The 23,439-nt window shown below is 70.3% G+C and carries 24 protein-coding genes and 3 tRNA genes; 20 read left to right on the top strand and 7 right to left on the bottom strand.

The features are described 5' to 3' along the window. Window positions 1-4 precede the first annotated feature (4 nt). Complete coding sequence (locus DEJ27_RS08725) at window positions 5-442, bottom strand: Lrp/AsnC family transcriptional regulator (RefSeq protein ID WP_017887694.1); 438 nt, start codon at window positions 440-442, stop codon at window positions 5-7. Between the two features lie 246 nt (window positions 443-688). Here DEJ27_RS08725 and ddaH point away from each other — a divergent pair, with 246 nt between their 5' ends. Together ddaH and rocD are read left to right on the top strand one after the other, a co-directional pair. Then, window positions 689-1,597 carry a dimethylargininase gene (ddaH, locus tag DEJ27_RS08720; RefSeq protein ID WP_110862872.1) on the top strand — a complete coding sequence of 303 codons (909 nt, stop codon included), beginning with the start codon at window positions 689-691 and terminating at the stop codon, window positions 1,595-1,597. Beyond that, entirely contained in the window at window positions 1,597-2,826 is a 1,230-nt protein-coding gene (gene rocD / locus DEJ27_RS08715) for an ornithine--oxo-acid transaminase (RefSeq protein WP_111090763.1), read from the top strand. The genes ddaH and rocD overlap by 1 nt, the downstream gene beginning before the upstream one ends. Window positions 2,827-2,919: 93 nt before the next feature. On the opposite strand, the gene DEJ27_RS08710 is transcribed toward rocD, so the two are convergent. Further along, window positions 2,920-3,912, bottom strand: coding sequence for an NAD-dependent epimerase/dehydratase family protein (locus tag DEJ27_RS08710; protein WP_111090762.1), 993 nt, complete (start codon window positions 3,910-3,912; stop codon window positions 2,920-2,922). A gap of 59 nt (window positions 3,913-3,971) precedes the next feature. Further along, window positions 3,972-4,220 (bottom strand): hypothetical protein, encoded by a 249-nt coding sequence (locus DEJ27_RS08705; protein WP_111090761.1) that lies wholly within the window; start codon window positions 4,218-4,220, stop codon window positions 3,972-3,974. A gap of 303 nt (window positions 4,221-4,523) precedes the next feature. Here DEJ27_RS08705 and DEJ27_RS08700 point away from each other — a divergent pair, with 303 nt between their 5' ends. Continuing rightward, window positions 4,524-5,534, top strand: coding sequence for an aldo/keto reductase family protein (locus tag DEJ27_RS08700; RefSeq protein WP_071404504.1), 1,011 nt, complete (start codon window positions 4,524-4,526; stop codon window positions 5,532-5,534). A gap of 198 nt (window positions 5,535-5,732) precedes the next feature. On the opposite strand, the gene DEJ27_RS08695 is transcribed toward DEJ27_RS08700, so the two are convergent. The 3 genes from DEJ27_RS08695 to DEJ27_RS08685 all read right to left on the bottom strand — a co-directional run bounded on the left by DEJ27_RS08695 (window position 5,733) and on the right by DEJ27_RS08685 (window position 6,048). After that, window positions 5,733-5,805, bottom strand: a tRNA-Phe gene (locus DEJ27_RS08695). A gap of 1 nt (window position 5,806) precedes the next feature. Beyond that, window positions 5,807-5,883: transfer RNA gene (locus DEJ27_RS08690), tRNA-Asp, on the bottom strand. A 92-nt stretch (window positions 5,884-5,975) separates the two neighbouring features. Next, window positions 5,976-6,048: transfer RNA gene (locus tag DEJ27_RS08685), tRNA-Glu, on the bottom strand. A gap of 258 nt (window positions 6,049-6,306) precedes the next feature. On the opposite strand from DEJ27_RS08685, the gene DEJ27_RS08680 reads away from it, so the two are divergent. Beyond that, on the top strand, window positions 6,307-7,584 hold the full coding sequence (locus tag DEJ27_RS08680) for a M23 family metallopeptidase (RefSeq protein ID WP_111090760.1): 1,278 nt from the start codon (window positions 6,307-6,309) through the stop codon (window positions 7,582-7,584). A 34-nt stretch (window positions 7,585-7,618) separates the two neighbouring features. Continuing rightward, complete coding sequence (locus DEJ27_RS08675) at window positions 7,619-9,073, top strand: NlpC/P60 family protein (protein ID WP_111090759.1); 1,455 nt, start codon at window positions 7,619-7,621, stop codon at window positions 9,071-9,073. A gap of 192 nt (window positions 9,074-9,265) precedes the next feature. Here the strand turns inward: DEJ27_RS08675 and DEJ27_RS08670 are convergent, their stop codons facing one another. Further along, window positions 9,266-9,757, bottom strand: coding sequence for an inorganic diphosphatase (locus DEJ27_RS08670; protein ID WP_027467055.1), 492 nt, complete (start codon window positions 9,755-9,757; stop codon window positions 9,266-9,268). Window positions 9,758-9,821: 64 nt separating this feature from the next. On the opposite strand from DEJ27_RS08670, the gene tilS reads away from it, so the two are divergent. The 15 genes from tilS (at window position 9,822) to DEJ27_RS08600 (ending at window position 23,262) form a co-directional block, all read left to right on the top strand. After that, window positions 9,822-10,841, top strand: a complete 1,020-nt coding sequence (gene tilS / locus DEJ27_RS08665) for a tRNA lysidine(34) synthetase TilS (protein WP_111090758.1) — start codon at window positions 9,822-9,824, stop codon at window positions 10,839-10,841. Window positions 10,842-10,850: 9 nt separating this feature from the next. Continuing rightward, window positions 10,851-11,402 (top strand): hypoxanthine phosphoribosyltransferase, encoded by a 552-nt coding sequence (gene hpt / locus DEJ27_RS08660; RefSeq protein WP_110858508.1) that lies wholly within the window; start codon window positions 10,851-10,853, stop codon window positions 11,400-11,402. Window positions 11,403-11,560: 158 nt separating this feature from the next. Further along, entirely contained in the window at window positions 11,561-13,549 is a 1,989-nt protein-coding gene (ftsH, locus tag DEJ27_RS08655; RefSeq protein WP_027467057.1) for an ATP-dependent zinc metalloprotease FtsH, read from the top strand. A gap of 6 nt (window positions 13,550-13,555) precedes the next feature. Then, on the top strand, window positions 13,556-14,524 hold the full coding sequence (gene folP / locus DEJ27_RS08650; protein ID WP_181419928.1) for a dihydropteroate synthase: 969 nt from the start codon (window positions 13,556-13,558) through the stop codon (window positions 14,522-14,524). Then, a complete protein-coding gene (folB, locus tag DEJ27_RS08645; RefSeq protein ID WP_027467059.1) occupies window positions 14,521-14,910 on the top strand; it encodes a dihydroneopterin aldolase in 390 nt (129 codons plus the stop codon). The genes folP and folB overlap by 4 nt, the downstream gene beginning before the upstream one ends. Next, window positions 14,907-15,461, top strand: coding sequence for a 2-amino-4-hydroxy-6-hydroxymethyldihydropteridine diphosphokinase (gene folK / locus DEJ27_RS08640; RefSeq protein WP_111090757.1), 555 nt, complete (start codon window positions 14,907-14,909; stop codon window positions 15,459-15,461). The genes folB and folK overlap by 4 nt, the downstream gene beginning before the upstream one ends. Continuing rightward, window positions 15,458-15,949, top strand: coding sequence for a DUF3180 domain-containing protein (locus DEJ27_RS08635; protein ID WP_111090756.1), 492 nt, complete (start codon window positions 15,458-15,460; stop codon window positions 15,947-15,949). Before folK ends, DEJ27_RS08635 begins: the two co-directional genes overlap by 4 nt. A gap of 24 nt (window positions 15,950-15,973) precedes the next feature. Next, the gene (locus tag DEJ27_RS08630) at window positions 15,974-16,495 is read left to right on the top strand and encodes a PH domain-containing protein (protein WP_111090755.1); all 522 of its coding nucleotides are present in this window, start codon (window positions 15,974-15,976) and stop codon (window positions 16,493-16,495) included. Window positions 16,496-16,504: 9 nt separating this feature from the next. Continuing rightward, window positions 16,505-18,265, top strand: coding sequence for a PH domain-containing protein (locus DEJ27_RS08625; protein WP_111090754.1), 1,761 nt, complete (start codon window positions 16,505-16,507; stop codon window positions 18,263-18,265). Beyond that, window positions 18,262-18,954: a Rossmann-like and DUF2520 domain-containing protein gene (locus tag DEJ27_RS08620; protein WP_181430124.1), complete on the top strand. Its 693-nt coding sequence runs from the start codon at window positions 18,262-18,264 to the stop codon at window positions 18,952-18,954. Before DEJ27_RS08625 ends, DEJ27_RS08620 begins: the two co-directional genes overlap by 4 nt. Window positions 18,955-19,611: 657 nt before the next feature. Beyond that, window positions 19,612-21,138 (top strand): lysine--tRNA ligase, encoded by a 1,527-nt coding sequence (lysS, locus tag DEJ27_RS08615; RefSeq protein ID WP_110858514.1) that lies wholly within the window; start codon window positions 19,612-19,614, stop codon window positions 21,136-21,138. 29 nt (window positions 21,139-21,167) lie between these two features. Continuing rightward, window positions 21,168-21,365, top strand: coding sequence for a hypothetical protein (locus DEJ27_RS08610; RefSeq protein ID WP_111090752.1), 198 nt, complete (start codon window positions 21,168-21,170; stop codon window positions 21,363-21,365). Window positions 21,366-21,469: 104 nt separating this feature from the next. Further along, window positions 21,470-21,652 carry a hypothetical protein gene (locus DEJ27_RS17730; protein ID WP_181430123.1) on the top strand — a complete coding sequence of 61 codons (183 nt, stop codon included), beginning with the start codon at window positions 21,470-21,472 and terminating at the stop codon, window positions 21,650-21,652. Window positions 21,653-21,715: 63 nt separating this feature from the next. Next, window positions 21,716-21,850 carry a hypothetical protein gene (locus DEJ27_RS18035; RefSeq protein ID WP_258320880.1) on the top strand — a complete coding sequence of 45 codons (135 nt, stop codon included), beginning with the start codon at window positions 21,716-21,718 and terminating at the stop codon, window positions 21,848-21,850. Window positions 21,851-22,203: 353 nt separating this feature from the next. After that, a complete protein-coding gene (locus DEJ27_RS08600) occupies window positions 22,204-23,262 on the top strand; it encodes a sigma-70 family RNA polymerase sigma factor (RefSeq protein WP_111090750.1) in 1,059 nt (352 codons plus the stop codon). The last annotated feature ends 177 nt before the right edge of the window (window positions 23,263-23,439 follow it).

Below are 23,439 nucleotides of genomic sequence, written 5' to 3'. Positions count from 1 at the left end.
GACGTTACGCGGTCTCTCGACTGACGAGCTTGGAGAGCACGATCGCGGAGCGGGTGTGGTCGACCTGGGGTGCGAGGCGGACCTTGTCGAGCGCCTCTTCGAGCGCGGACAGGTCCTTCGAGCGCATGTGCACGACGGCGTCGGCGCTGCCGGTGACCGTGCCGGCGTCGATGACCTCGGGGACGGTGTCGAGCAGGGCACGCAGCTCGTCGGGCGAGACGGTGCCGCGGCAGTAGAGCTCGACCCAGGCCTCGGTCCCGCGGTCTTCGACGGCGGGGTCGACCTTGATCGTGAAGCCCTGGATGACGCCGTCACCGACCAGCCGGTCGACGCGGCGCTTGACGGCCGAGGCCGAGAGTCCGACCACCGACCCGATGTCGCCGTAGCCGGCGCGGGCGTTGTCCCGGAGCTGATCCAGGATGCGGTGGTCGAGCGTATCCATTTGTCCCTATCGTACGCGGACTTGTTGCGAGCCCGGTGGGTCTCGCGCACGAAACGTGCGTCACCCGAACGGGTGCCACGGTCCCGCAGGCGGGGGACTGCACTCGTCGGACGGTTCATGCCAGACTTCGGAGTGGCGTCGACCTGGTCCGCTGCGGTGAGTGAGCCTGCATCTCACCGGAGCTCTTCCCCTCGTTCCGTTTCGGTTCCTGGCAGGCTCGGGCCCCGGTCCCTTCCAGGAGGACTGATGTCGAACACCGCACCCGCCCCCGAGTCCGTCGCCACCCCGGCCCGTGTCGCCACCAAGCGCACGATCCTGATGTGCAAGCCGGACTTCTACACCGTGAGCTACCGGATCAACCCGTGGATGCACCCGGAGGAGCCGACCGACACGTCGAAGGCCGTCGAGCAGTGGGAGTCGCTCGTCGCGGTCTACGAGCAGCTCGGCTTCGACATCTCGTACATCGACCCCATCGACGGCCTGCCGGACATGGTCTACGCGGCCAACGGCGGCTTCGTCCTCGACGGCATCGCGTACGGCGCGAAGTTCCAGTACCCGGAGCGCCAGCCCGAGGGCCCCGCCTACATGGACTGGTTCCGCCAGGCGGGCCTGACCGTCGCCGAGCCGGAGCAGACCAACGAGGGCGAGGGTGACTTCCTGCTCATCGGGGACACCATCTTCGCCGGCACCGGGTTCCGGTCGGACAGCACCTCGCACGACGAGCTCGCGAAGATCTACGGCCGCGAGGTCGTCACGCTCAAGCTCATCAACCCGAGCTTCTACCACCTCGACACCGCCATCGCCGTGCTCGACCCCGAGCCCTCCGTCGACGGGACGAGCAACATCGCCTACCTGGAGAGTGCCTTCGACGAGCCGTCGCTGGCGATCCTGCGCGAGCGCTTCCCGGACGCGATCATCGCGACCGAAGAAGACGCCGCGATCCTCGGCCTGAACTCGTACTCCGACGGGTACAACGTCGTGATCGCCGCCCGGGCGACCACGTTCGCGTCGCAGCTGAAGGAGAAGGGCTACAACCCGATCGGCGTCGACCTCTCCGAGCTGCTGCTCGGCGGTGGCGGCGTGAAGTGCTGCACCCTCGACCTGCACCCGGTCGGCACCGGCACCTCGGTCGCGCGTTCGCTCGGGGTCAGCTGATGTCGGCGGCAGCGTCGCTCGGGGTCAACACCGCGGCGGCGCTCGCCGTCGAGGACCGCGCCCTCGCGCACAACTACAGCCCGCTGCCCGTCGTCATCGCGTCGGGTGCCGGAGCGACCGTCACCGACGTCGACGGCAAGCAGTACCTGGACGGCCTCGCCGCGTACTCGGCGGTGAACTTCGGCCACGGCAACCCGCGGCTGCTCGACGCCGCACGGGCGCAGCTCGACCGTGTGACGCTCACGAGCCGCGCCTTCGTGAACGACCAGCTCGGGCCGTTCGCGGCAGCACTGGCGGCGTTGACGGAGACCGAGATGGTCCTGCCGATGAACACCGGTGCCGAGGCCGTCGAGTCCGCGATCAAGGTGTCCCGCGCCTGGGGCTACCGCGTCAAGGGCGTGCCGGCCGAGCGGGCGACGATCATCGTGGCGTCCGGCAACTTCCACGGCCGCACGACGACGATCATCTCGTTCTCCGACGACCCCTCGGCCCATGATGACTTCGGGCCGTACACACCGGGGTTCCGCACGGTGCCGTACGGCGACGCTGCGGCTCTGCGCGAGGCGATGGACGAGACCGTCGTCGCCGTGTTGCTCGAGCCGATCCAGGGCGAGGGCGGCGTGGTCATCCCGCCGGAGTCCTACCTTCCTGACGTCCGCGCGGTCTGCGACGAGTTCGGTGCGCTGTTCATCGCCGACGAGATCCAGTCCGGTCTCGGTCGCACGGGGCACACGCTCGCGGTGCAGCGCGTCGGGGTCCGCCCCGACCTCATCACACTCGGCAAGGCCCTCGGCGGCGGCATCGTGCCGGTGTCGGCGGTCGTCGGTTCGGCTGCCGTCCTCGGGGTCCTGCGCCCCGGCGAACACGGGTCGACCTTCGGGGGCAACCCGCTCGCCGCAGCCGTCGGCGCCGAGGTCGTGGCGATGCTCGGAGAGGGCACGTTCCAGCAGCGGGCCCTCGACGGCGAACCGCTGTTGCGCGGCCTGCTCGACGACCTGCTCGGCAAGGGTGTCGTCTCGCACCGGGTCGCCGGACTCTGGGCGGGGATCGACATCGACCCCGCGCTCGGCACCGGCAAGGAGATCTCGAAGGACCTCGCCGACCGCGGGCTCCTGGTGAAGGACACCCACGGGTCGACGATCCGCTTCGCGCCGCCCCTGGTCGTCACCGACGACGAGGTGCGCTTCGCGATCGGAACCCTGGCCGACGTCCTGACGGCGCGCGCCTGATCTGATCCGCAAGACACCGGTGTTCGCGCGTTGAACCCCCGCATCCCGCGGTGCGGAGCGCGAACACCGGTGTCTCGCGAGCGCCGCCGCGGCTCACACCGCCCAGCGGGCCGCCAGCTCGTCCATCAGGGCATCGAGCCGCTCGTCGACGACCTGCTCCTCGGGGTGCGCCTCGTACCAGGCGATGACCTCGCGCACACCCTGCCGGTAGGTCGTGCGCGGCCGGTACCACGGCACGAGCGACCGGACCTTGCTGTTGTCGAACACCGAGCTGTTCGCCTTGTCGCCGAGCAGCGCCGCGCCCCACTCCGCGTCCGCGGCGGCGATGGCATCCGCCGGCACGTGCACGATCCGCAGGTCCTCGACTCCGGCCGCCGCCGCGATCTCGTGCGCGATGGCGTTCCAGGTCGGCGCCTCGTCGCTCGTGATCGTGAAGGGCTCACCGATCGCCTCGGCCCGGTCGAGCAGTCCGGTGAACCCGACCGCGAAGTCACGGCTGTGGGTCAGGGTCCACAGCGAGGTGCCGTCGCCGGTGATGATGATCGGCTTGCCGGCGCGCATCCGAGCGACAGCGGTCCACCCGCCGGTCAGCGGCAGCTTCGTCTCGTCGTAGGTGTGCGACGGCCGCACGATCGTCACCGGGAAGTCCTGCTCCCGGTACGCCTCCATCAGCAGTTCCTCGCACGCGATCTTGTCGCGCGAGTACTGCCAGTACGGGTTCTTCAGCGGTGTCGACTCCGTGATCGGCAGGTGCGTCGCCGGCGTCTGGTACGCCGAGGCCGAGCTGATGAACACGTACTGCCGCGTCCGCCCCGCGAAGAAGTCGACGTCGGCCTGCACCTGGTCCGGCGTGAAGGCGATCCAGTTCACGACCACGTCGAAGCGCTGGTCGCCGAGTGCGTCCGCCAGTGCGCTGCGGTCCGACACGTCGGCCTGGAGGCGCGTCACACTCTCCGGGATCGGCCTGCCCCCGGTGGTCCCCCGGTTGAGCACGGTCACGTCGAACCCCTGCTCGACGGCTTCCCGGACGCAGGCGGCGCTGATGACGCCGCTCCCGCCGATGAACAACACGCTCGCTCCGGTCATGGATGCTCCCTCGCTTCCGGCGACACCGCTCTGTGCCGCAACCCTTTCGATCCTGCCCCTCAGATGCTGGGTCGGGCATCGAGCACCGTGCCGAGCATCGTCACGTCCTGTGCCCAAGCCGCGGCGCCGGGGTGGATCCATCCGAGCAGTTCGATCGCGTAGTCGTGGTCCTGGCGAGTCAGCGCATCCGCTGGGCCGTGTGGGAACGCGCGGTGGAGTGCTGGTGTCCACGAGGCCGTCAGGTAGCGAGACTCGAACAGGTACCGCCAGAACCCGAAGCTCAGTTCGGCGACGACTCGCCCGTGCACCTCTGCTCGTTTCCCCCCTCGCGTGGCACGCCTTCGCGCGACGACCAGATCGTTCTTGCCTTGTGCGTCGAGGGGAACGACGTCGAGCCAGGATGAGCCCGGGCGACGAGCAGTTGCCCAAGCGCGGAGCTGCAGGTCTGCAGCGTTCCGCAGGCCACATCGCCGGGGTTTCGTCTTGGGCTTTCGCATCTGACACTTCAGCGTACAGGAGTCCGCTTGCTGGCCGAGTGCTCCTGGGGGCGGCGCGACTACCGTCACGGTTCGGGTCGCACCGACGCGCCCCACGACAGGAGTGACACGCACATGGAGTACCGCTACCTCGGCAACTCGGGCCTCAAGGTCTCCGAGATCACCTACGGCAACTGGCTCACCCACGCCTCCCAGGTCGAGAACGACGCGGCGATCGCCTGCGTCAAGGCCGCCCTCGAGGTCGGCATCTCGACGTTCGACACCGCCGACGTCTACGCCAACACCGGCGCGGAGACGGTCCTCGGCGAAGCGCTCAAGGGGGAGCGGCGCCAGTCCCTCGAGATCGCCACGAAGGTCTTCGGGCCGACGGGTCCGAAGGGCCACAACGACACCGGGCTGTCCCGCAAGCACATCCTCGAGTCGATCGACGGCTCGCTGCAGCGGCTGCAGACGGACTACGTCGACCTGTACCAGGCGCACCGCTACGACCACGAGACCCCGCTCGAAGAGACGATGCAGGCCTTCGCGGACATCGTGCGCCAGGGCAAGGTCCTGTACGTCGGCGTCAGCGAGTGGACCGCGGACCAGCTGCGTGCGGGTGCTGCGCTCGCGAAGGACCTCGGCTTCCAGCTCATCTCGAACCAGCCGCAGTACTCGGCGCTCTGGCGGGTCATCGAGGACGAGGTCGTCCCCACCTCGAAGGAACTCGGCATCTCGCAGATCGTCTGGTCCCCGATTGCCCAGGGTGTGCTCACCGGCAAGTACAAGCCGGGCCAGCCGCTGCCCGAGGGTTCCCGCGCGACCGACGACAAGGGTGGCGCGGACATGATCAAGCGGTTCATGCGCGACGAGGTGCTGTCCTCGGTGCAGGAGCTGCAGCCGGTCGCCGACGAGCTCAACCTGTCGATGGCGCAGCTCGCGGTCGCCTGGGTCCTGCAGAACGAGAACGTCGCGTCGGCGATCATCGGGGCCTCGCGTCCGGAGCAGGTGCACGACAACGCGGGCGCTGCCGGCGTCACGATCCCGGCGGAGCTCATGTCGCGGATCGACGATGCCCTGGGCGCCGTGGTCGAGCGCGACCCCGCGAAGACGAACGACAGCAGCCCGAAGACCCGCGAGGCCTAGCCGAAGAAGCCGACGTGCGGAGGCGACCCGTGCCTCCAGGCCGTCGTCGACCCGGCGCGGACGCGAGCCGCACAACGAAAGTCACCCGGAGCTGCGCTGCTGCGTGGTTTCGGGTGACTTTGGTTGTGCACGGCGATCGGCGCCACACCGCTCAGACAACGGAAAAGGCCCCCTGCCGAAGCAGGGGGCCTTCACCGGTGGCTGGACACGGCATCGATCCGTGGACCTTTCGATTTTCAGTCGAACGCTCTACCAACTGAGCTATCCAGCCGTGGCGACCCTGACGGGACTTGAACCCGCGACCTCCGCCGTGACAGGGCGGCACGCTAACCAGCTGCGCTACAGGGCCATGTTGTGTTGTGGGTACTGCGTGTTGTGGGTACTGCGTGTTGTGTCTTGCTGTGGTGTTGTTCAGTACTACTTGCTCGCTCACTCAAGGAGTGACCCCAACGGGATTCGAACCCGTGCTGCCGCCGTGAAAGGGCGGTGTCCTAGGCCACTAAACGATAGGGCCGCAAGCAGTGCATCGCGCTACCGATGGACAAGCATACGGATGCCCCCCGGGTTTCACAAATCCGACCCCGCCAACCGTGCATCCCCGGCGTGTCGCGCCGTCAGCGCACGGGTCTCCGATGCTGTCGGTGCGAGCATCGTCGGCGGCCGCACCCCTCGTCCGAGGGGCTGTCGAGCCTGCGACCCGTGTTGTTACTGTTGCACTTGTTAACAGTGTTACGTGCGTGAGCCTTGCCGCGCTGTTACGAAATCGAGATACATGTCGACCTCCACTCCCTTCTCCCTCCGCACCCGCAGCCGCCTGATCGCCGCCGCGGTCGCCGTCGCGCTCACGGCCGGTACGCTCGCGGCTCTCGCCCCGACGTCGTCCGCCAGCGCTGCGAGCTACCCCAGCTGGGACGAGGTGGAGCAGGCGAGGTCGTCGACCAGCGCCCAGCAGGCCAAGGTCAGCGAGATCAAGTCGCTCATCTCGTCGCTGAAGAGCGAGGCGGCTGCCAAGCAGAAGGCCGCGCAGGCCGCGGGCGAGGCGTACCAGGCCGCGCAGAGCAAGTACGACGAGGCGACGCTCAAGCAGAAGTCGCTGCAGTCCCAGGCCGACGAGGCCGAACAGACCGCCGCGCGGTCCGAAGCGCAGGCCGGTCAGCTCGCCGCGCAGCTCGGTCGGGCCAGCGCCAACGACGTGACGACCGACATCCTCACGCACCCGTCCGATTCCGGCGACCTGCTCTACGAGCTCGGCGCGATGTCGAAGCTCAGCGAGCAGTCCGAGGGCATCTACGCGCAGGCCTCGCAGGACCGCGGTGTGGCCCAGGGCCTCGCCGACAAGGCCGACCGCGCCAAGCAGGCCCTTGGGGACCTCGCCGACGCAGCACAGTCGAAGATGCAGCAGGCCCAGGGTGCCGCCGACGCCGCACAGACCGCGGTGGACGCCCAGAACGACAACGAGTCCCGGCTCGAGGCGCAGCTGACCGCGCTCACCTCGAAGCAGCGCGGCGTCGAGGCCGACTACCGCAAGGGCGTCGCCGCCGAGAAGGCACGCCAGGCCCGGCTCGCCGCAGCCGCCGCGAAGGCAGCAGCCAAGGCCGCGGCGACCAGCCAGGGCGGCACCGGTGGCGGCAGCGCCAACCCGGCGGGCTGGGTTCGTCCCGCCGGCGGGTACCAGACCAGTCCCTACGGCTACCGCGTCGACCCCTACACGCACGTCAGCGCCCTGCACGCCGGCGTCGACCTGGCCCCGGCCTGCTACGCCCCGATCTACGCGGCACACGACGGCACCGTCACCTTCGCCGGCAACGGTGGCGGGTACGGCAACGAGGTCATCCTCGACAACGGCGGGGGCATCTCCACCGCCTACGGCCACGTCGTCGACGGCGGGATCATGGTCACCGCCGGCCAGCACGTCACCGCGGGGCAGCAGATCGCCAAGATCGGCTCGACCGGCTGGTCGACCGGGTGCCACCTCCACTTTGAGACCCGGATCAACGGCGCTGCCGTCGACCCGGTCCCCTTCATGGCAGCGCGGGGGATCTCGGTATGAGCATCAGCGCCACCAGAACGAGTCGTTCCACGTCATGACCACCTCCGCTCGCTCGTTCTCCTGCGGGATCGCGACCATCGCCGTGCTCGGTATCGGCCTGTCGGTCGTCATCGCCGGACCGGCCCAGGCCGCGCCGTCGGGTCCGTCCTGGGACGACGTCAAGGCCGCCAAGTCCGACGCGGCCGACGCCCAGCAGACGGTCGACGAGCTGAGCGACCGGCTCGGCACGCTGCAGGACGCCGCCGACCAGGCCGGTGTCGCCGAGCAGCAGGCCGGGCAGGCGTACGCCCTGGCGGCGTCGCAGCAGCAGGAGGCCGAGGACACCCTCGCCGACCTGTCCGCGCAGTCGAAGCGTGCGAAGGGCCGGGCGGACGACTCGGCCAGCCAGGTCGCCGGGCTCGTGGTCGAGCTGTCCCGCACGGGCGGCGGTGACCTGTCGACGACGATGCTCATGGACTCGTCGGACTCGAAGGACCTGCTCTACCGCGTCGGCACGATGTCGCACCTGTCCGAGCGCTCCGCGACCGTCCTGGCCGAGGCACGCGCCGACCAGAAGACCGTCGAGTCCCTGGCGGCCCAGCAGTCCGCTGCCGAGAAGGCCCTGAGCAAGGCGACCGAGGCGACGAAGACCACCTTCGCGACGGCCAACGACGTGGCCGCAGGCGCCCAGGCCCGGGTGCAGAAGGAACAGGACCAGCAGGCCGAGGTGCTGCGCCAGCTCGCGTACCTGAAGGGCACGAGCGTCGCGACCGAGACCGCGTACTGGAGCGCGCAGCAGGCGAAGGCCGCCGCGGCCGCCATCGCCAAGCAGACGGGCGACGCCGGCACCGGGAACGCCACCGGCGGGGGCACGAGCGGGGGCAACACCGGCAACACCGGCAGCACCGGCGGCACCGGCAGCACCGGCGGCGGGACCTCCACCCCGGCCGTCCCGAGCACGCCGTCCAAGCCGAGCACCCCGTCGAACACCGGCACCCCCGCGAAGCCGAGCACCCCGAGCAAGCCGAGCACCCCCAGCACGCCGAGCAAGCCGGCACCCGCCCCGGCACCTGCTCCCGCGCCAGCCCCTGCCCCCGCACCGGCCCCGAGCAGCCCATCGAAGGCCGCCGGCGCGATCTCCTACGCCCGCGGTCAGCTCGGCAAGGCGTACGTCCTCGGCGGCGCCGGCCCGAACACCTGGGACTGCTCCGGCCTCGTGATGATGGCCTACAGCTCGCAGGGCATCGCGACCGGCGGCCACAACGTCGTCTGGCAGTACAACTACTTCAAGTCGATCGGCCGCCTCGTCCCGCTGTCCCAGCGCCAGCCCGGCGACATCCTGTTCTACTCGTCGAACGGCACGGCGTCGGGGGCGTACCACGACTCGATCGTGACGAGCTACGGCACGATGGTCGAGGCCGCGCGCCCTGGCGTCGGCGTCGTCGAGCGCGCGATCTGGCTGCCGAACCAGCTCATGCCGTACGTCGCCCGCCCGAGCGGTTCCCTGTAGCCCGCTCTCGGTGTGCCCGTTCTTTCCCAGAGCGGCTGCGGTAGCAAGCGAGATCGGGCGTACCTGCACGGATCAAAGCACCAGGTACGCCCGTTTCCATCAGGTACGCCATCACCAGGTGCGCCCCGCACACCACAGAACGGCGCCCGCCCTCCGGATGGAGAGCGGGCGCCGTTCGTCGTCAGGGGATCGTCAGTGCGAGCCGGGCACGTACGCGGCCTGACCGGCCTGCACGATGCGCTCGGCCTCGGCGGCGTCGCCCCAGCCCTCGGCCTTGACCCACTTGTTCGGCTCGAGGTCCTTGTAGCGCTCGAAGAAGTGCGCGATCTCGGCCTTCGTCTGCTCCGGCACGTCCGAGATGTCCTGGATGTGTGCCCAGCGCGGGTCCTTGGCGGGGACGACGAGGACCTTCTCGTCGTTGCCGGCCTCGTCGCTCATCTTGAAGACGCCGACGGGGCGGACCTTGACGCCGACGCCGGGGAACGTCGGGAACTCGAGCAGCAGCAGCGCGTCCACGGGGTCACCGTCGTCGGCCAGGGTCTTCTCGAAGAACCCGTAGTCGGTGGGGTAGACGAACGAGGTGAACAGCACGCGGTCGAGGTAGACGCGACCGGTCTCGTGGTCCACCTCGTACTTGTTGCGGCTGCCCTTGGGGATCTCGACGACGACGTCGTACGCGGCCATGTTGCGCTCCTGTGTCTGCTTCGGGGACTGTCGTGTGTTGCGAAAGCGCGGCTAACGTTACCGGGTGAACTCTCCGCGTCTCCGGCTCGACCCCGCCGTCGCCGAGACCCGCCTGGCGGTCCGAGACCTGCTCGCCGCAGCCGTCGACGACGGTGTGGTCGCCGCAGGCGACCTGGTCCTCGTCGCACTGAGCGGTGGACCGGACTCCCTCGCCCTGGCGGCGGCCACCGCGTTCGAAGCGGGCAAGCAGGGTCTCCGGGCCGGGGCAGTGGTCGTCGACCACGCGCTCCAGGCGGGTTCCGAGGCGGTCGCGAGCCGCGCCTCCCGGCAGGCATCCGAGCTGGGACTCGACCCGGTGACGGTCCGCAGGGTCACGGTCGGCTCCGACGGTGGTCCGGAAGGCGCCGCCCGGGAGGCCCGCCACGCGTCGATCGCCGAGGTCGCGGCCGCCACCGGGTCACCCCTGGTGCTGCTGGGCCACACCCTGGACGACCAAGCCGAGACCGTGCTGCTCGGCCTGCTGCGCGGCAGCGGGCCGGACAGCCTGTCCGGCATGCAACCGCTCGCCCGACGCGACGGCGGTCCGGCGTACGGCCGGCCGCTCCTGTCGGTCCGGCGCCACACGACCCGGCAGGCGTGCGCCGCAGCGGGGCTGGCGCCGTGGCACGACCCGCAGAACGACGACCCCGCGTACGCACGGGTGCGCGTGCGGAACACCCTGCTCCCGGTGCTCGAACGGGAGCTCGGTGCCGGGGTGCCCGAGGCCCTGGCCCGCACGGCCGACCAGCTGCGCGAGGACTCCGCCGCCCTCGACCACTTCGCCGAGGAGATTGCCGAGGACATCGCCGAGCACTCCGAGGCGGGCATCTCGCTGTCGGTGCGGGCGCTCGGGGCGAACCCGCCGGCGCTCCGGCAGCGACTCGTGCGCCTGGCGGTGGAGAGCGAGTTCGGGGTGACGCTGTCGCGCCTGCAGACGCTCGAGGTCTGCCGGCTGGTCACGGACTGGAGCGGACAGGGCCCGATCGACCTGCCGGGCGTCCGTGCCACGCGGACCGGCGACCGCATCGAGTTCAGCGCCGGTTAGGCTGGCGTGGTGGAACTCTCCGACGTCCAGGCAGACCTGTCCGAAGTGCTCTTCACCCCCGAGCAGATCGACGAGAAGCTCGCCGAGCTCGCGGCGGTCGTCGACACCGACTACGCGGGCCGCGACCCGCTGCTCGTCGGGGTGCTCAAGGGTGCCGTCATGGTGATGGCGGACTTCTCGCGCCACCTCAAGATGCAGGCGCGGATGGACTGGATGGCGGTGTCGTCGTACGGCTCCGGCACGAAGTCGTCCGGTGTGGTGCGGATCCTCAAGGACCTGGACACCGACCTGCACGGCCGTGACGTCCTGATCGTCGAGGACATCATCGACTCCGGTCTGACCCTGTCGTGGCTCAAGCAGAACCTGCAGTCCCGCGGTGCCGCGAGCGTCGAGATCGTCGCTCTGCTGCGCAAGCCCGAGGCCGCCAAGGTCGAGGTCGACGTGAAGTACGTCGGCTTCGACATCCCCGACGCCTTCGTGGTCGGCTACGGCCTGGACTACGACGAGCGCTACCGCAACCTGCGCGGCGTCGGCGTCCTCGCTCCGCACGTCTACTCCTGACGGGCGGCCCGCCGCGCTCGGGTAGCACTCGGCCGACTCTGGCCCGGGGGTGAGTTCGCCCGCAGAGGACACCCATTCTCGCCACAGAATCGCGGCCGTATGCTGACCTGCACGCAACTTCGGCAGAGAAAGGTGTCGGGCACTCGCGCCCGGATCACATGAACTTCAAGCGCATCTTCCGCGGCCCGTACCTCTACGTGCTGATCGCGCTGGCGGGCATCTTCATCGGCTGGAGCGTCATCAGCCAGGGCAGCACGCAAGAGATCGACACCCAGAAGGGTCTCGAGCAGCTCTCCGATGACAAGGTCTCGTCCGCGACCATCAACTCCACCGAGCAGCGGGTCGACCTCGTCCTGAAGGACGGCGACAAGCAGGAGCAGTTCTACTACTCCACCCCGCGCGGCGAAGAGGTCGTACAGGCGGTCAACGACGCCAACCTGCCCGACGGCTACAACGACCGCGTCGCCCAGGGCAACTGGTTCCTGTCGCTGCTCGGCATCCTGCTGCCGTTCCTGATCATCGGTGCCCTGTTCTGGTTCCTGCTCTCGAGCGCCCAGGGCGGCGGCTCGAAGGTCATGCAGTTCGGCAAGTCGAAGGCCAAGATCAACAACAAGGAGAACCCGCAGGTGTCGTTCGCCGACGTCGCGGGTGCCGACGAGGCGATCGAGGAACTGCACGAGATCAAGGAGTTCCTCAAGGAGCCCGCGAAGTTCCAGGCCGTCGGGGCGAAGATCCCGAAGGGCGTGCTGCTCTACGGCCCTCCCGGAACCGGCAAGACCCTGCTCGCCCGCGCCGTCGCGGGTGAAGCCGGCGTGCCGTTCTACTCGATCTCCGGTTCGGACTTCGTCGAGATGTTCGTCGGTGTCGGTGCGAGCCGTGTCCGCGACCTCTTCGAGCAGGCCAAGGCGAACTCGCCGGCCATCGTCTTCATCGACGAGATCGACGCCGTCGGTCGTCACCGTGGTGCCGGCATCGGCGGTGGCAACGACGAGCGCGAGCAGACGCTGAACCAGCTCCTCGTCGAGATGGACGGCTTCGACGGCAAGACGAACGTCATCCTCATCGCCGCGACGAACCGTCCCGACGTGCTCGACCCCGCGCTCCTGCGCCCCGGCCGTTTCGACCGCCAGATCGGCGTCGACGCCCCGGGTCTCGCCGGCCGCAAGCAGATCCTCGAGGTGCACGCGAAGGGCAAGCCGCTCGCCGCGAGCGTCGACCTCGAGCTGCTCGCCCGCAAGACGCCGGGCTTCACCGGCGCCGACCTGGCGAACGTCCTGAACGAGGCGGCCCTGCTGACCGCCCGCTCGAACGCGCAGCTCATCGACAACCGTGCCCTCGACGAGGCCGTCGACCGCGTGATGGCCGGCCCGCAGCGCCGGACCCGGATCATGTCCGACCAGGAACGCCTGATCACCGCGTACCACGAGGGCGGCCACGCCCTGGCGGCAGCGGCGATGCGGCACACCGACCCGGTCACGAAGATCACGATCCTGCCCCGCGGCCGTGCCCTCGGCTACACGATGGTGCTCCCGCTCGAGGACAAGTACTCGGTCACCCGCAACGAGCTCCTCGACCAGCTCACCTACGCCATGGGTGGTCGCGTCGCGGAGGAGATCGTGTTCCACGACCCGACCACGGGCGCCTCGAACGACATCGAGAAGGCCACCGGCACCGCCCGCAAGATGGTCACCGAGTACGGCATGAGCCAGGCCGTCGGGTCCGTCAAGCTCGGTTCCGGCTCGAGTGAGCCGTTCGTGGGCCGTGACATGAGCGGTGGCACCGGTCGCGACTACTCGGAGACCATCGCCCAGACGGTCGACGCCGAGACCCGAGCCCTGCTCGAGGCCGCGCACGACGAGGCCTACCAGGTGCTCAACGACAACCGCGACATCCTCGACCGCCTGGCCGGCGAGCTCCTCGAGAAGGAGACGCTCGACGCCCCGGAGCTCGTGGAGATCTTCAAGGACGTCCGCAAGCTGCCGGAGCGCCCGCAGTGGCTCTCCAGCGACAAGCGCCCGGTCAGCAACCTTCCCGCGATCGACGTGCCCGGCAAGGCCGCCTCGACCGCAGCGGACCCGTCGGACTCCGAGTCGACCTCGAAGACCCGTCGTCGCCCGTTCGGCAACCCGGGTATCGCCCCCGCGTAGGCCGGCATGACCGAGCTGCCGACGCGACGAGAGCGTCGACTCGCCGAGGTGAGTCGTGCCCGCGCCGCCGCCGCCGAACCGGCGACGGTCGCGATCGACCTCCGTGCACCCCAGCCGGTGCCGGAGGTCGTGACCGGCCGTCGCCGTGACCGTGGTGGTCCGGCCGAGGAGCGCACCCGGGTGCTCGGCATCCTCAACGTCACCCCCGACTCGTTCAGCGACGGTGGACTGCACCAGGCCTACGACGCCGCCGTGCAGCACGCACGTGACCTCGTCGCCGCCGGTGCGGACGTCATCGACGTCGGTGGTGAGTCCACCCGGCCCGGTTCCGAGCGCGTGCCCGTGCCGGTCGAGCAGGAACGTGTGCTGCCGATCGTGCAGCAGCTCGTGGCCGAGGGGATCCCGGTCAGCGTCGACACCATGAACGCCGCGACGGCCGAGCGCGCGGTCGACCTCGGCGCCGCCATCGTCAACGACGTCTCCGGCGGCCTCGCCGATCCGGACATGGCCCGGGTCGTGGCGTCGACGGGCGTCGGCTTCGTCGTCATGCACTGGCGCGGCCACAGCGACCGGATGTACCGCAACGCCGAGTACACCCACGCGGTCGAAGAGGTCCGGCGCGAGGTCGAGCTCCGGGTCGCCGAACTCATCGTGCTCGGCGTCCGGCAGGAGCAGGTCGTCATCGACCCGGGTCTCGGCTTCGCCAAGCACGGGGTGCAGAACTGGCAGATCCTGGCCGGCTACGAGCGCTTCGCCTCGATCGGCCTGCCGGTGCTCGTCGCCGCCTCACGCAAGCGGTTCCTCGACGGTGTCGGGAGCCCCGAGGGCGCTCCGCCCAGGGAGCGCGACCTCGCCACCGCCGCCATCAGCCTGCTCGCCGCCGAACGCGGCGCGTGGGGTGTGCGCGTGCACGACCCGGCACCGACCCGTGCCGTGCTCGACGTCTGGGACGCCTGGAGGGCAGCTCGATCGTGAACGACACCATCCGACTCACCGGGGTCCGCGCCCGCGGACACCACGGCGTCTTCGACCACGAGCGCGAGGACGGCCAGGACTTCGTCGTCGACGTCGCCGTGGAGCTCGACGCCCGTGCCGCCTCGGGCAGCGACGACCTCGACGCCACCGTGCACTACGGCGTCCTCGCCGAGCAGGTCGTCGCCGAGATCGAACGCGACCCGGTCGACCTGATCGAGACGCTGGCCGAGCGCATCGCCGCGGCCGTGCTCACCCACCGTGCCGCGCTGGCGACCGAGGTCACGGTGCACAAGCCGCAGGCCCCGATCACCGTGCCGTTCACCGACGTCTCGATCACCATCCGACGCACCCGCGGCGCCACGGTGCCGGACGAGGAAGAAGAATGACCCACCGGGTCGTCGTCGCCCTCGGAGCGAACCTCGGCGACCGGGGGAGCACGCTCCGCGCCGCCGCCACCGCGATCGCCGCCCTGCCCGGGGTCGAGCCGGTGGCCTCGAGCCGCGAGGTCGAGTCGGTCGCCGTGACCCTCGACGGCCTCGACACGTCGAAGCCCCGCTACCGGAACGCCGTCGTGGTTGTCGACACCGAACTCGAGCCACAGGCCTTCCTCGACGCCCTGCACGGCATCGAGGACGCCCACGGCCGCACGCGCGAGGTCCGGTGGGGCGACCGCACCCTCGACCTCGACGTCGTCGCGGTGGACGACCTGCGGATCGCCACGGACACCCTGGTCGTGCCGCACCCCCGGGCGGCGGAGCGCGCGTTCGTGCTCGCCCCGTGGCTCGACGCCGACCCCGAGGCCGTCCTGCCCGGTGCCGGACCGGTGGCCGACCTGCTCGCCGTCGTGGGGGACGACACCGAGCGCGTCGACGAGCCGCGCCTGTTCGCGGAGCCGGCACGGGCCTCCCGGCCGGCGGGGAGCGCGACCAGCGCATGAAGCCCACCCGCGCCTCCACGCTGCTCAGCATCGCCGTCGTGACGGTGGTCGCCGGTTTCGCGCTCGACGCCGTCCTGGCGTCGCGCCAACTGCCGACGTTCCTGTTCTCGATCCCGCTCGGCATCACGCTCGCCTTCATCGGTGTCGCCGTCGTGCTCATGGCGCGCCCGGTGCGCCGGCATGCGCGCGACGGCGCCGGACGCCAGCGGCCGGTCGACCCGCTCTACGCGACGCGGGTCGTCGTGCTCGCGAAGGCGTCCAGCATCTGCGGCACGCTGCTGGGCGGGTTCGCCCTCGGCCTCGTGCTGTACCTGCTCACCCGTTCCGCGACGCCTTCGCTAGGCTCGACCCTGCCGAACGTGATCGCCGTCGGGGGCGGGATCGTCCTGACGATCTGCGCACTCGTGGCGGAGCGGATGTGCATCGCACCCCCGGGTGACGACGACGACCGTGACGATCCCCGCAACGGTTCGACGACGGCGAACTGACCGAGCAACCCCAGGAGGCCCGCGATGCCGCGTGAACGACTCGACGAGCCCGGCCTCGGCCTCGGTGGGATCGCCTGGCAGCGGGTGTCCGCGAAGCTCGTGTGGACCGAACTCATCGCCACGCTCGTGATCGGTGTCGTGCTCACCGCGGGCTGCGTGCTCATCGGGATCGTCACCGACGGCTTCGGTTCCGGAGCCGGCACCGTGTGGCTCACCATCGGCATCGTGGTCGCGGTCGTCACGGCGATCACCGCTGCGCTCACACCCCGACGGGTCCGGGCCATCGGCTACGCGCTCCGCGACGACGACCTGGTCGTGCGCCGCGGCCTCATGTGGCAGCGGTTCACGGCGGTCCCGTACGGCCGGATGCAGCTCGTCGACGTCGCCCGCGGGCCGCTCGACCGGGCGCTCGGCATGAGCGAGCTGAAGTTCGTCACCGCCGCCGCCGCGACGAACGTCCGGATCCCGGGTGTCCCGGCAGCGGACGCCGACGAGCTGCGCGACCGCCTCGTCGAGCTCGCCGAGTCCCGTCGCGCCGGACTGTAGGGGTCGTCCGTGACCTTCCGACCGGGCACCCCGCCACCCGCTCCGCCCGCGCCGCCCACCCGGGGCAACGCGGCCGCCGCGGCACCCCTGACCGACGGCGAGTGGCACCGCCTGCACCCGCTCACCCCGCTGCTCAAGGGCGGGATCTTCCTCATCGTCATCCTCGGTTACGTGCTGAACAGCCTGCGTGACCGGCTCGTCGAGTTCTTCATCCCGGGCGAGCAGCAGGAGGACGGTGACCCGGTCCGGTACGTGTACGAGCACGGCGTCGTCGGCTGGGTCCTGCTCGGCATCGTGGTGCTGCTCGTGGTGCTGATCGGGTTGTTCTACCTGTCCTGGCGCATGCACGAGTTCCGCGTCACCGGCGAGATCGTCGAGGTGCGCTCGGGCGTGCTGTTCCGGAACCACCGGAAGGCCCGGCTCGACCGGATCCAGGGCATCAACATCCAGCGGCCGCTCGTGCCCCGGGTGTTCGGCACCGCCAAGCTCGAGATCGCGCAGGCCGGCAACGACGCCAACGTGCAGCTCGCCTACCTCGGGGCCCGTGCCGCCGACGACCTGCGGCAGCGGATCCTGGTGCTGGCGTCCGGCGCGAAGGACGACGACGGCCACGGTGGTCCGTCGCGGCAGTCGCACGGAGCACTGCAGGACCGCGTCGACGAGATGTTCTCGCCCGAGCTCGACCCGGCAGCCGTGCACGCCACCCGCATCGTCAAGGTGCGCCCCGGTCGCCTCATCGCGTCGATGCTGCTGTCCGGCACGACGCTGTTCCTCGTGCTCGTCATCACCGCGATGATCGTCAGCGTCGCCGTCACCGGCGAGTACGGCCTGCTGTTCGGGCTGTTCCCCGCCGTGCTCGGTGCCGGTGGCTACTACGTCCGCAAGTTCTCCCGCTCGTTGCAGTACACGATCGCCGAGACCCGCGACGGCATCCGGATCGGTTTCGGGCTGGTCTCGACGTCGAACGAGACGCTGCCGCCCGGCCGCATCCACGCCGTCAGCGTCGCCCAGCCGCTGCTGTGGCGTCCGTTCGGCTGGTGGGACATCCGCATCAACCGTGCGACGAGCGCCGGCAACGGGGCGTCGAGCAACCAGCAGGTGTCCTCGATCGTGCTGCCCGTCGGCACCACGGCGGACGTCCGCGAGGTCCTCGACATCATCCTGCCGGGGCTCGTCGGCACCGTCGTCGCCGGCCCGGAAGCCTCGCAGGAAGCGCTGCGCGAGGGTGCGGCCGAAGCCGTGGACGTCGTCGACGACAGCCTCACCACCTCGGGCGACCGCGGCGGGTTCGTGCACTCCCCACGACGTGGCGCCTGGCTCCGTCCGTTCGCGTTCCGGCGCAACGGCTACCGGTTCGTGCAGGGTGCGGTGCTGCTGCGGCTCGGTGCCGTGTGGCGCTCGCTCGTCATCGTGCCGCTGCCCCGGGTGCAGAGCGTCAAGGTCGAGCAGGGTCCGCTCGAGCGTGCCCTGCGGCTCGCAGCCGTCCACGTCCACACCGTGGCCGGACCGGTCTCGGCCCGCGTCGGCGCGCTCGACGCGCGTGACGCGCAGCGCCTGTGGTCGGAGACGACGCAGCGTGCCGTCCAGGCCGCAGCGGTCGACACGACCCACCGCTGGCGCGAACGGGAGGCCCGTCCCGCGACGGCCACGCACGCTGCGGCCGACACCGTGCCCGGGTCCGGAATCCCTGCCGGACCGACGGCGGACCACCGGTCCGGCGCCGTCCCTGCCGGGTGGGCCGACGTCCCCCCGACCGGAGCCGCACGATGAGGGCCGGGCGTCTCGGGGTCGGCATCGTCGGCGCCGGACGGGTCGGACCCGTCCTCGGAGCGGCCCTGGCGAACGCGGAGCACGCCGTCGTCGGGGTGACCGCCGTGTCCGACGAGAGCCGTGACCGCGCCGAGGCCATGCTGCCGGGCGCCCCGGTGCTCGCGACGCCGGACCTGGTGGAGCGGAGCGAACTCGTGCTGCTCGCGGTGCCGGACGACCAGCTCGCCTCGCTCGTGCAGGGTCTGGCGGACGCCGGGATCTGGCAGCCGGGGCAGCTCGTCGTGCACACCAGCCCGGACCACGGCGTCGGGATCCTCGCCCCGGCGATGGCTGCCGGTGCGATCCCGTTGGCGATCCACCCCGCGATGGCCTTCACGGGCACGAGCGTCGACCTGTCCCGGCTGCGCGACGCGTACTGCGCGGTGACCGCACCGGCGCCCGTCCTGCCGATCGCGCAGGCGCTCGTGGTCGAGATGGGCGCCGAACCGTTCGTCGTGGCCGAGGGCGACCGGCCCGCCTACGCCGATGCGGTGGGGGCCGCCGTGAGCTTCTCGACCGCGATCGTGGACCAGTCGGCGGGCACCCTGTCCGGCATCGGCGTCGAACACCCGGGTCGTGTCCTCGGTGCGCTCGTCCGCTCCGCCGTCGACAACGCGCTCACCGCCGCCGACGGGCAGTCGACGCTCTAGCGGTTCGGGGGCGGGCCGCGGCGCGGGGAGGAAGTCGGGGCCGGGCGCTCGAGAGGTCGCGACTCCCCGCTCAGTTCCGCCCGAGTGGTCACGACCTGTCGGCTGCGCGTGCTCAAGTCGACAGATTGTGACCGGCGGGCGTGGTGCGGGCGGGGTGTTGTGACCGCGGTCTCGGCTCCGGCGGGCTCGGCAACTCCGGCTGGTCAAGACTCCCCGCTCAGGTCCGCCGAATGGTCACGACCTGTCGGCTGCGCGTGCTCAAGCCGACAGATTGTGACCGGTGGGCCTGACGCATGCGGAGAGTTGTGACCCCAGTCTCGGCTCCTGTTCCGGCGGGCTCGGCAACTCCGGCTGGTCAAGACTCCCCGCGCAGTTCCGCCGAATGGTCACGACCTGTCGGCTGCGCGTGCTCAAGCCGACAGATTGTGACCGGCGGGCGTGGTGCGGGCGGGGTGTTGTGACCGCGGTCTCGGCTCCGGCAGCCCGGCAGCCCGTAGCTCTGCAGCCCGTAGCTCTGCAGCCCGGGGTGGTCGGGACCCACCGCTCAATTCAGCCGAGGGGGCGGGAACTGTGGGCCGGGCGGCCACGGTTCGGGGGCGGGACCGCGGCGCGGGTAGCATTTCCCCCGACCCCCACGACCATCGGAGCCGCACCCGCATGACCGACGAGACCGTCACCCCCGACACCGCGATCGCCGCCGCCGCCGCACTGGCCGAGCAGGAGACCAGCGAGCAGCGACAGGTCCGGCTCGACAAGCGGGCGAAGCTGCTGGAGTCGGGCATCGAGGCGTACCCCGCCGAGCTCCCCATCACCACGACGATCCCGGCCGTGCGCGAGCAGTACGCGCACCTGGAGACCGGCGAGGAGACCCAGGACGTCGTGGGCATCGCTGGTCGTGTGGTGTTCTCGCGCAACACCGGCAAGCTCTGCTTCGCGTCCCTGCAGTCGGGCGACGGCTCGCGCATCCAGGCGATGGTCTCCCTGGCCGAGGTGGGAGACGAGTCCCTCGCCCGCTGGAAGGAGTTCGTCGACCTGGGCGACCACGTGTTCGTGCACGGGCGGGTGATCTCCTCGCGCCGCGGCGAGCTGTCCATCATGGTCGACGACTGGGCGATCGCGGCGAAGGCGATCCTGCCGCTGCCGAACCTGCACAACGAGCTCAACGAGGAGACGCGGGTCCGCCAGCGCTACCTCGACCTCATCGTCCGCGACGAGGCCCGCGCCACCGTGCGTGCCCGCGCTGCCGTGATGGCCTCGCTCCGCCAGACCTTCACCGCGCACGAGTACCTCGAGGTCGAGACCCCGATGCTGCAGACCCAGCACGGCGGCGCCTCGGCCCGACCGTTCGTGACGCACTCGAACGCCTTCGACACCGAGCTGTTCCTGCGCATCGCACCCGAGCTGTTCCTGAAGCGTGCCGTCGTCGGTGGCATCGACCGGGTGTTCGAGATCAACCGCAACTTCCGCAACGAGGGCGCCGACTCGTCGCACTCGCCCGAGTTCGCGATGGTCGAGGCGTACCAGGCGTACGGCAACTACGAGCAGATGGCCGACCTGACGCAGGAGCTCGTGCAGAACGCCACCCGCGCGGTCACCGGTGGTGCGCTCGAGGTCACCCTGCCCGACGGCAGCACCTACGACCTGGGTGGCGAGTGGCCCCGCATCGACATGTACGGCTCGCTGTCCGAGGCCGCGGGGCGCGAGATCACCCCGGAGACCCCGCTGTCCGAGCTGCAGGCGCTCGCCGAGGCCGAGGGCGTCGAGGTCGCCCACGCCACGCACGGCAAGTACGTCGAGGAGCTCTGGGAGCACTTCGTCATCGACTCGCTCGACCGCCCGACCTTCGTGATGAACTTCCCGGTCGACACCTCGCCGCTCACCCGGCAGCACCGCACGCGTCCCGGCGTCGTCGAGAAGTGGGACCTGTACGTCCGCGGCTTCGAGCTCGGCACGGCGTACTCCGAGCTCGTCGACCCGGTCGTGCAGCGGGAGCGGTTCGTCGAGCAGGCGAAGCTCGCGGCCGGCGGTGACCTCGAGGCGATGCGCGTCGACGAGGACTTCCTGCGGGCCCTGGAGCACGCGATGCCCCCGTCGGGCGGCATGGGCATGGGGATCGACCGCCTGCTCATGGCCATCACGGGCCTGGGCATCCGCGAGACGATCCTGTTCCCGCTGGTCAAATAACTCCCGGTCCACCGGGGTACGATGCTCGGGTGCCTGAAGGAGTCGTAAGCGGGATCGTCTTCGCCCTGACGCCGACCATCGTCGTCGGCCTGATCTTCTGGTTCGTGATGCGCGCGATCATGCGTGCCGACCGGACCGAGCGTGCCGCGTACGCCAAGGTCGAGGCCGAGGAGCGCGCCCGCTTCGAGCGTGAGCACGGTCGCCCCGCGCCGACGTCGGCCGAGTAGCCACAGCCACAGCCGCAGCACCTTGCTCCCCGCGCGCTGCACGGCGCGCACGTCCTTTCGCTGACTTCACCCGGCGTTCACCGCGCGGTGTGACGCTGTCGCGCATGCCGACCTTCCCGGAACCCGTCGAGGACCTCGAGGACCTCGAGGACCTCGACGTGGAGGACGCCTTCGGGCACCCGGTGGCGGGCACGGCCGGCCTGCCCGACGGCGCCGACGGAACCGACCGCGAAGCCGACGGCGGACCCCTCGACGACGAGGGCGACGTCGACGACCTCGACGTCTGAGCGCCGACGGACCGTCACGCACCGTTCACCTCGCCGACGCGTGCCGGGGTGAGCATCGTCCGCATGGCAACCACCGCACATCCCTTCACGGGCCGCAGCCTCGTCGGTGACATCGAGAGCGAGTACGACGAGTTCGACCGAGACGCCGACCTCGAGGTCTCCAAGCGCCGGGACGGGTGGCTCGAACCCTCCTGGTGACCCCCACCCATTCGGTATTCGGGGTACGACGACCAGATCGCACTGATCCGGTCGGACGTACCCCTTTTGCATGTCCGGAGTACGCAGTCGCCTGGGGTACACGATCGGAAACGCTGGTGAAACACGCCTGCAACGCCGGAAACACGGCGTTAGCCGCTTGATCCAGGGCCGAATGGGGGACCAAACTGTCGGTGGGCTGTACCCCGCGGGGGACGCTTTCGATGACGAAGCACGGAGAACCCTGAGAATCGCTCCGAACGATTTGTGGGGTACACCTCCGGGCCGCTTTACTCATCAGCACCCCCCGGCAACGCCCCACGAAGCCATCACCGTCGAACGCAGGGAGAAACACCATGACGATCGCAACGGCTGCACCCAGCACCACCCGCCGCACCGCCACCAAGAAGGCATCGGCATCGAAGACCGCGACCGCCGAGTCCGCCACCACCTCCCTCGACACCGAGGTCGAGGCCGACGAGCAGCTCGCGGGTGTCCGCGGCGCCTCGGTCGACCAGGTCGGCGACTACCTCCGTCACATCGGCCGTCTCTCGCTCCTCACCGCCGAGGAAGAAGCGCAGATCGCACGCCGCATCGAGGTCGGGCTCTTCGCCGAAGAGAAGCTCGCCACCGAGAAGGGTCTCGCGAAGACCCTGCAGCGTGAACTCCGCTGGCTCGTCCGTGACGGTGAGCGCGCCAAGGAGCGCATGATCACCTCGAACCTCCGCCTCGTCGTGAGCATCGCCAAGCGGTACTCGCAGCGCGGCCTGCCCTTCATGGATGTCATCCAGGAAGGCAACCTCGGCCTGGTCCGTGCGGTCGAGAAGTTCGACTTCACGCAGGGCTACAAGTTCTCGACCTACGCCACCTGGTGGATCCGCCAGGCCATCTCGCGTGGTCTCGCCGACAAGGCACGCACGATCCGCATCCCGGTGCACACCGTCGAGCTCATCAACAAGATCTCGCGCACCGAGCGTGACCTGACCGTCGACCTCGGCCGTGCGCCGATGCCGGAGGAAGTCGCCGCCGAGCTGAGCATGAGCGTCGAGGAGCTCGTCGACCTCAAGGGCCGCTCGCACGAGCCGGTCTCGATCCACACCGTGGTCGGCGACTCCGACGACAGCGAACTCGGTGACTTCATCGAGGACGAGGACGCCGCGAGCCCGAACGAGCTCACCGAGACGACGCTGCTGCACCGCGACATCCGCTCCATCGTCGCCGAGCTGCCCAGCGACGAGGCGAACGTCATCCGCATGCGCTACGGCCTGGACGACGACAAGCCGATGACCCTCGACGAGATCTCGAAGATCGTGCACACGACGCGCCAGGCCGTCAGCCGCGTGGAGTCGCGCGCCAAGCTGCGTCTGTTCGCCAAGGCGGTCTCGCAGGACATGCAGCTGTACCTGACCAACTAGGTCAGCGGACTTCGGCCGGTACGTTCACCCGTGCCGGCGCGGGGAAACCGGGTCGTTCTGTGGGAAGACGATCCGGTGGGGTGATGGGACGGCCCGCTCGAGCACTGCTCGAGCGGGCCATTCACGTCCCCGGGGCCCGGGCCGGTCCCAGGGCCAGGGCCAGGGCCAGCACCGACG

It is taken from the genome of Curtobacterium sp. MCPF17_018 (assembly GCF_003234135.1).
GTDB classification, from domain to species: Bacteria; Actinomycetota; Actinomycetes; order Actinomycetales; family Microbacteriaceae; genus Curtobacterium; species Curtobacterium flaccumfaciens.
This window is presented reverse-complemented; position numbering and strand designations above follow the sequence as displayed.

Bases quoted from the DNA above. Each gene is read 5' to 3' on its own strand.
- rocD (WP_111090763.1), top strand. From the start codon at position 1,597: ATGTCGGCGGCAGCGTCGCTCGGGGTCAACACCGCGGCGGCGCTCGCC.
- DEJ27_RS08700 (WP_071404504.1), top strand. From the start codon at position 4,524: ATGGAGTACCGCTACCTCGGCAACTCGGGCCTCAAGGTCTCCGAGATC.
- DEJ27_RS08620 (WP_181430124.1), top strand. From the start codon at position 18,262: ATGAGGGCCGGGCGTCTCGGGGTCGGCATCGTCGGCGCCGGACGGGTC.
- ddaH (WP_110862872.1), top strand. From the start codon at position 689: ATGTCGAACACCGCACCCGCCCCCGAGTCCGTCGCCACCCCGGCCCGT.
- lysS (WP_110858514.1), top strand. From the start codon at position 19,612: ATGACCGACGAGACCGTCACCCCCGACACCGCGATCGCCGCCGCCGCC.
- DEJ27_RS17730 (WP_181430123.1), top strand. From the start codon at position 21,470: ATGCCGACCTTCCCGGAACCCGTCGAGGACCTCGAGGACCTCGAGGAC.
- folK (WP_111090757.1), top strand. From the start codon at position 14,907: ATGACCCACCGGGTCGTCGTCGCCCTCGGAGCGAACCTCGGCGACCGG.
- DEJ27_RS08630 (WP_111090755.1), top strand. From the start codon at position 15,974: ATGCCGCGTGAACGACTCGACGAGCCCGGCCTCGGCCTCGGTGGGATC.
- DEJ27_RS08725 (WP_017887694.1), bottom strand. From the start codon at position 442: ATGGATACGCTCGACCACCGCATCCTGGATCAGCTCCGGGACAACGCC.
- DEJ27_RS08710 (WP_111090762.1), bottom strand. From the start codon at position 3,912: ATGACCGGAGCGAGCGTGTTGTTCATCGGCGGGAGCGGCGTCATCAGC.
- DEJ27_RS08675 (WP_111090759.1), top strand. From the start codon at position 7,619: ATGACCACCTCCGCTCGCTCGTTCTCCTGCGGGATCGCGACCATCGCC.
- DEJ27_RS08680 (WP_111090760.1), top strand. From the start codon at position 6,307: ATGTCGACCTCCACTCCCTTCTCCCTCCGCACCCGCAGCCGCCTGATC.
- DEJ27_RS18035 (WP_258320880.1), top strand. From the start codon at position 21,716: ATGGCAACCACCGCACATCCCTTCACGGGCCGCAGCCTCGTCGGTGAC.
- DEJ27_RS08600 (WP_111090750.1), top strand. From the start codon at position 22,204: ATGACGATCGCAACGGCTGCACCCAGCACCACCCGCCGCACCGCCACC.
- ftsH (WP_027467057.1), top strand. From the start codon at position 11,561: ATGAACTTCAAGCGCATCTTCCGCGGCCCGTACCTCTACGTGCTGATC.
- DEJ27_RS08635 (WP_111090756.1), top strand. From the start codon at position 15,458: ATGAAGCCCACCCGCGCCTCCACGCTGCTCAGCATCGCCGTCGTGACG.
- folP (WP_181419928.1), top strand. From the start codon at position 13,556: ATGACCGAGCTGCCGACGCGACGAGAGCGTCGACTCGCCGAGGTGAGT.
- DEJ27_RS08670 (WP_027467055.1), bottom strand. From the start codon at position 9,757: ATGGCCGCGTACGACGTCGTCGTCGAGATCCCCAAGGGCAGCCGCAAC.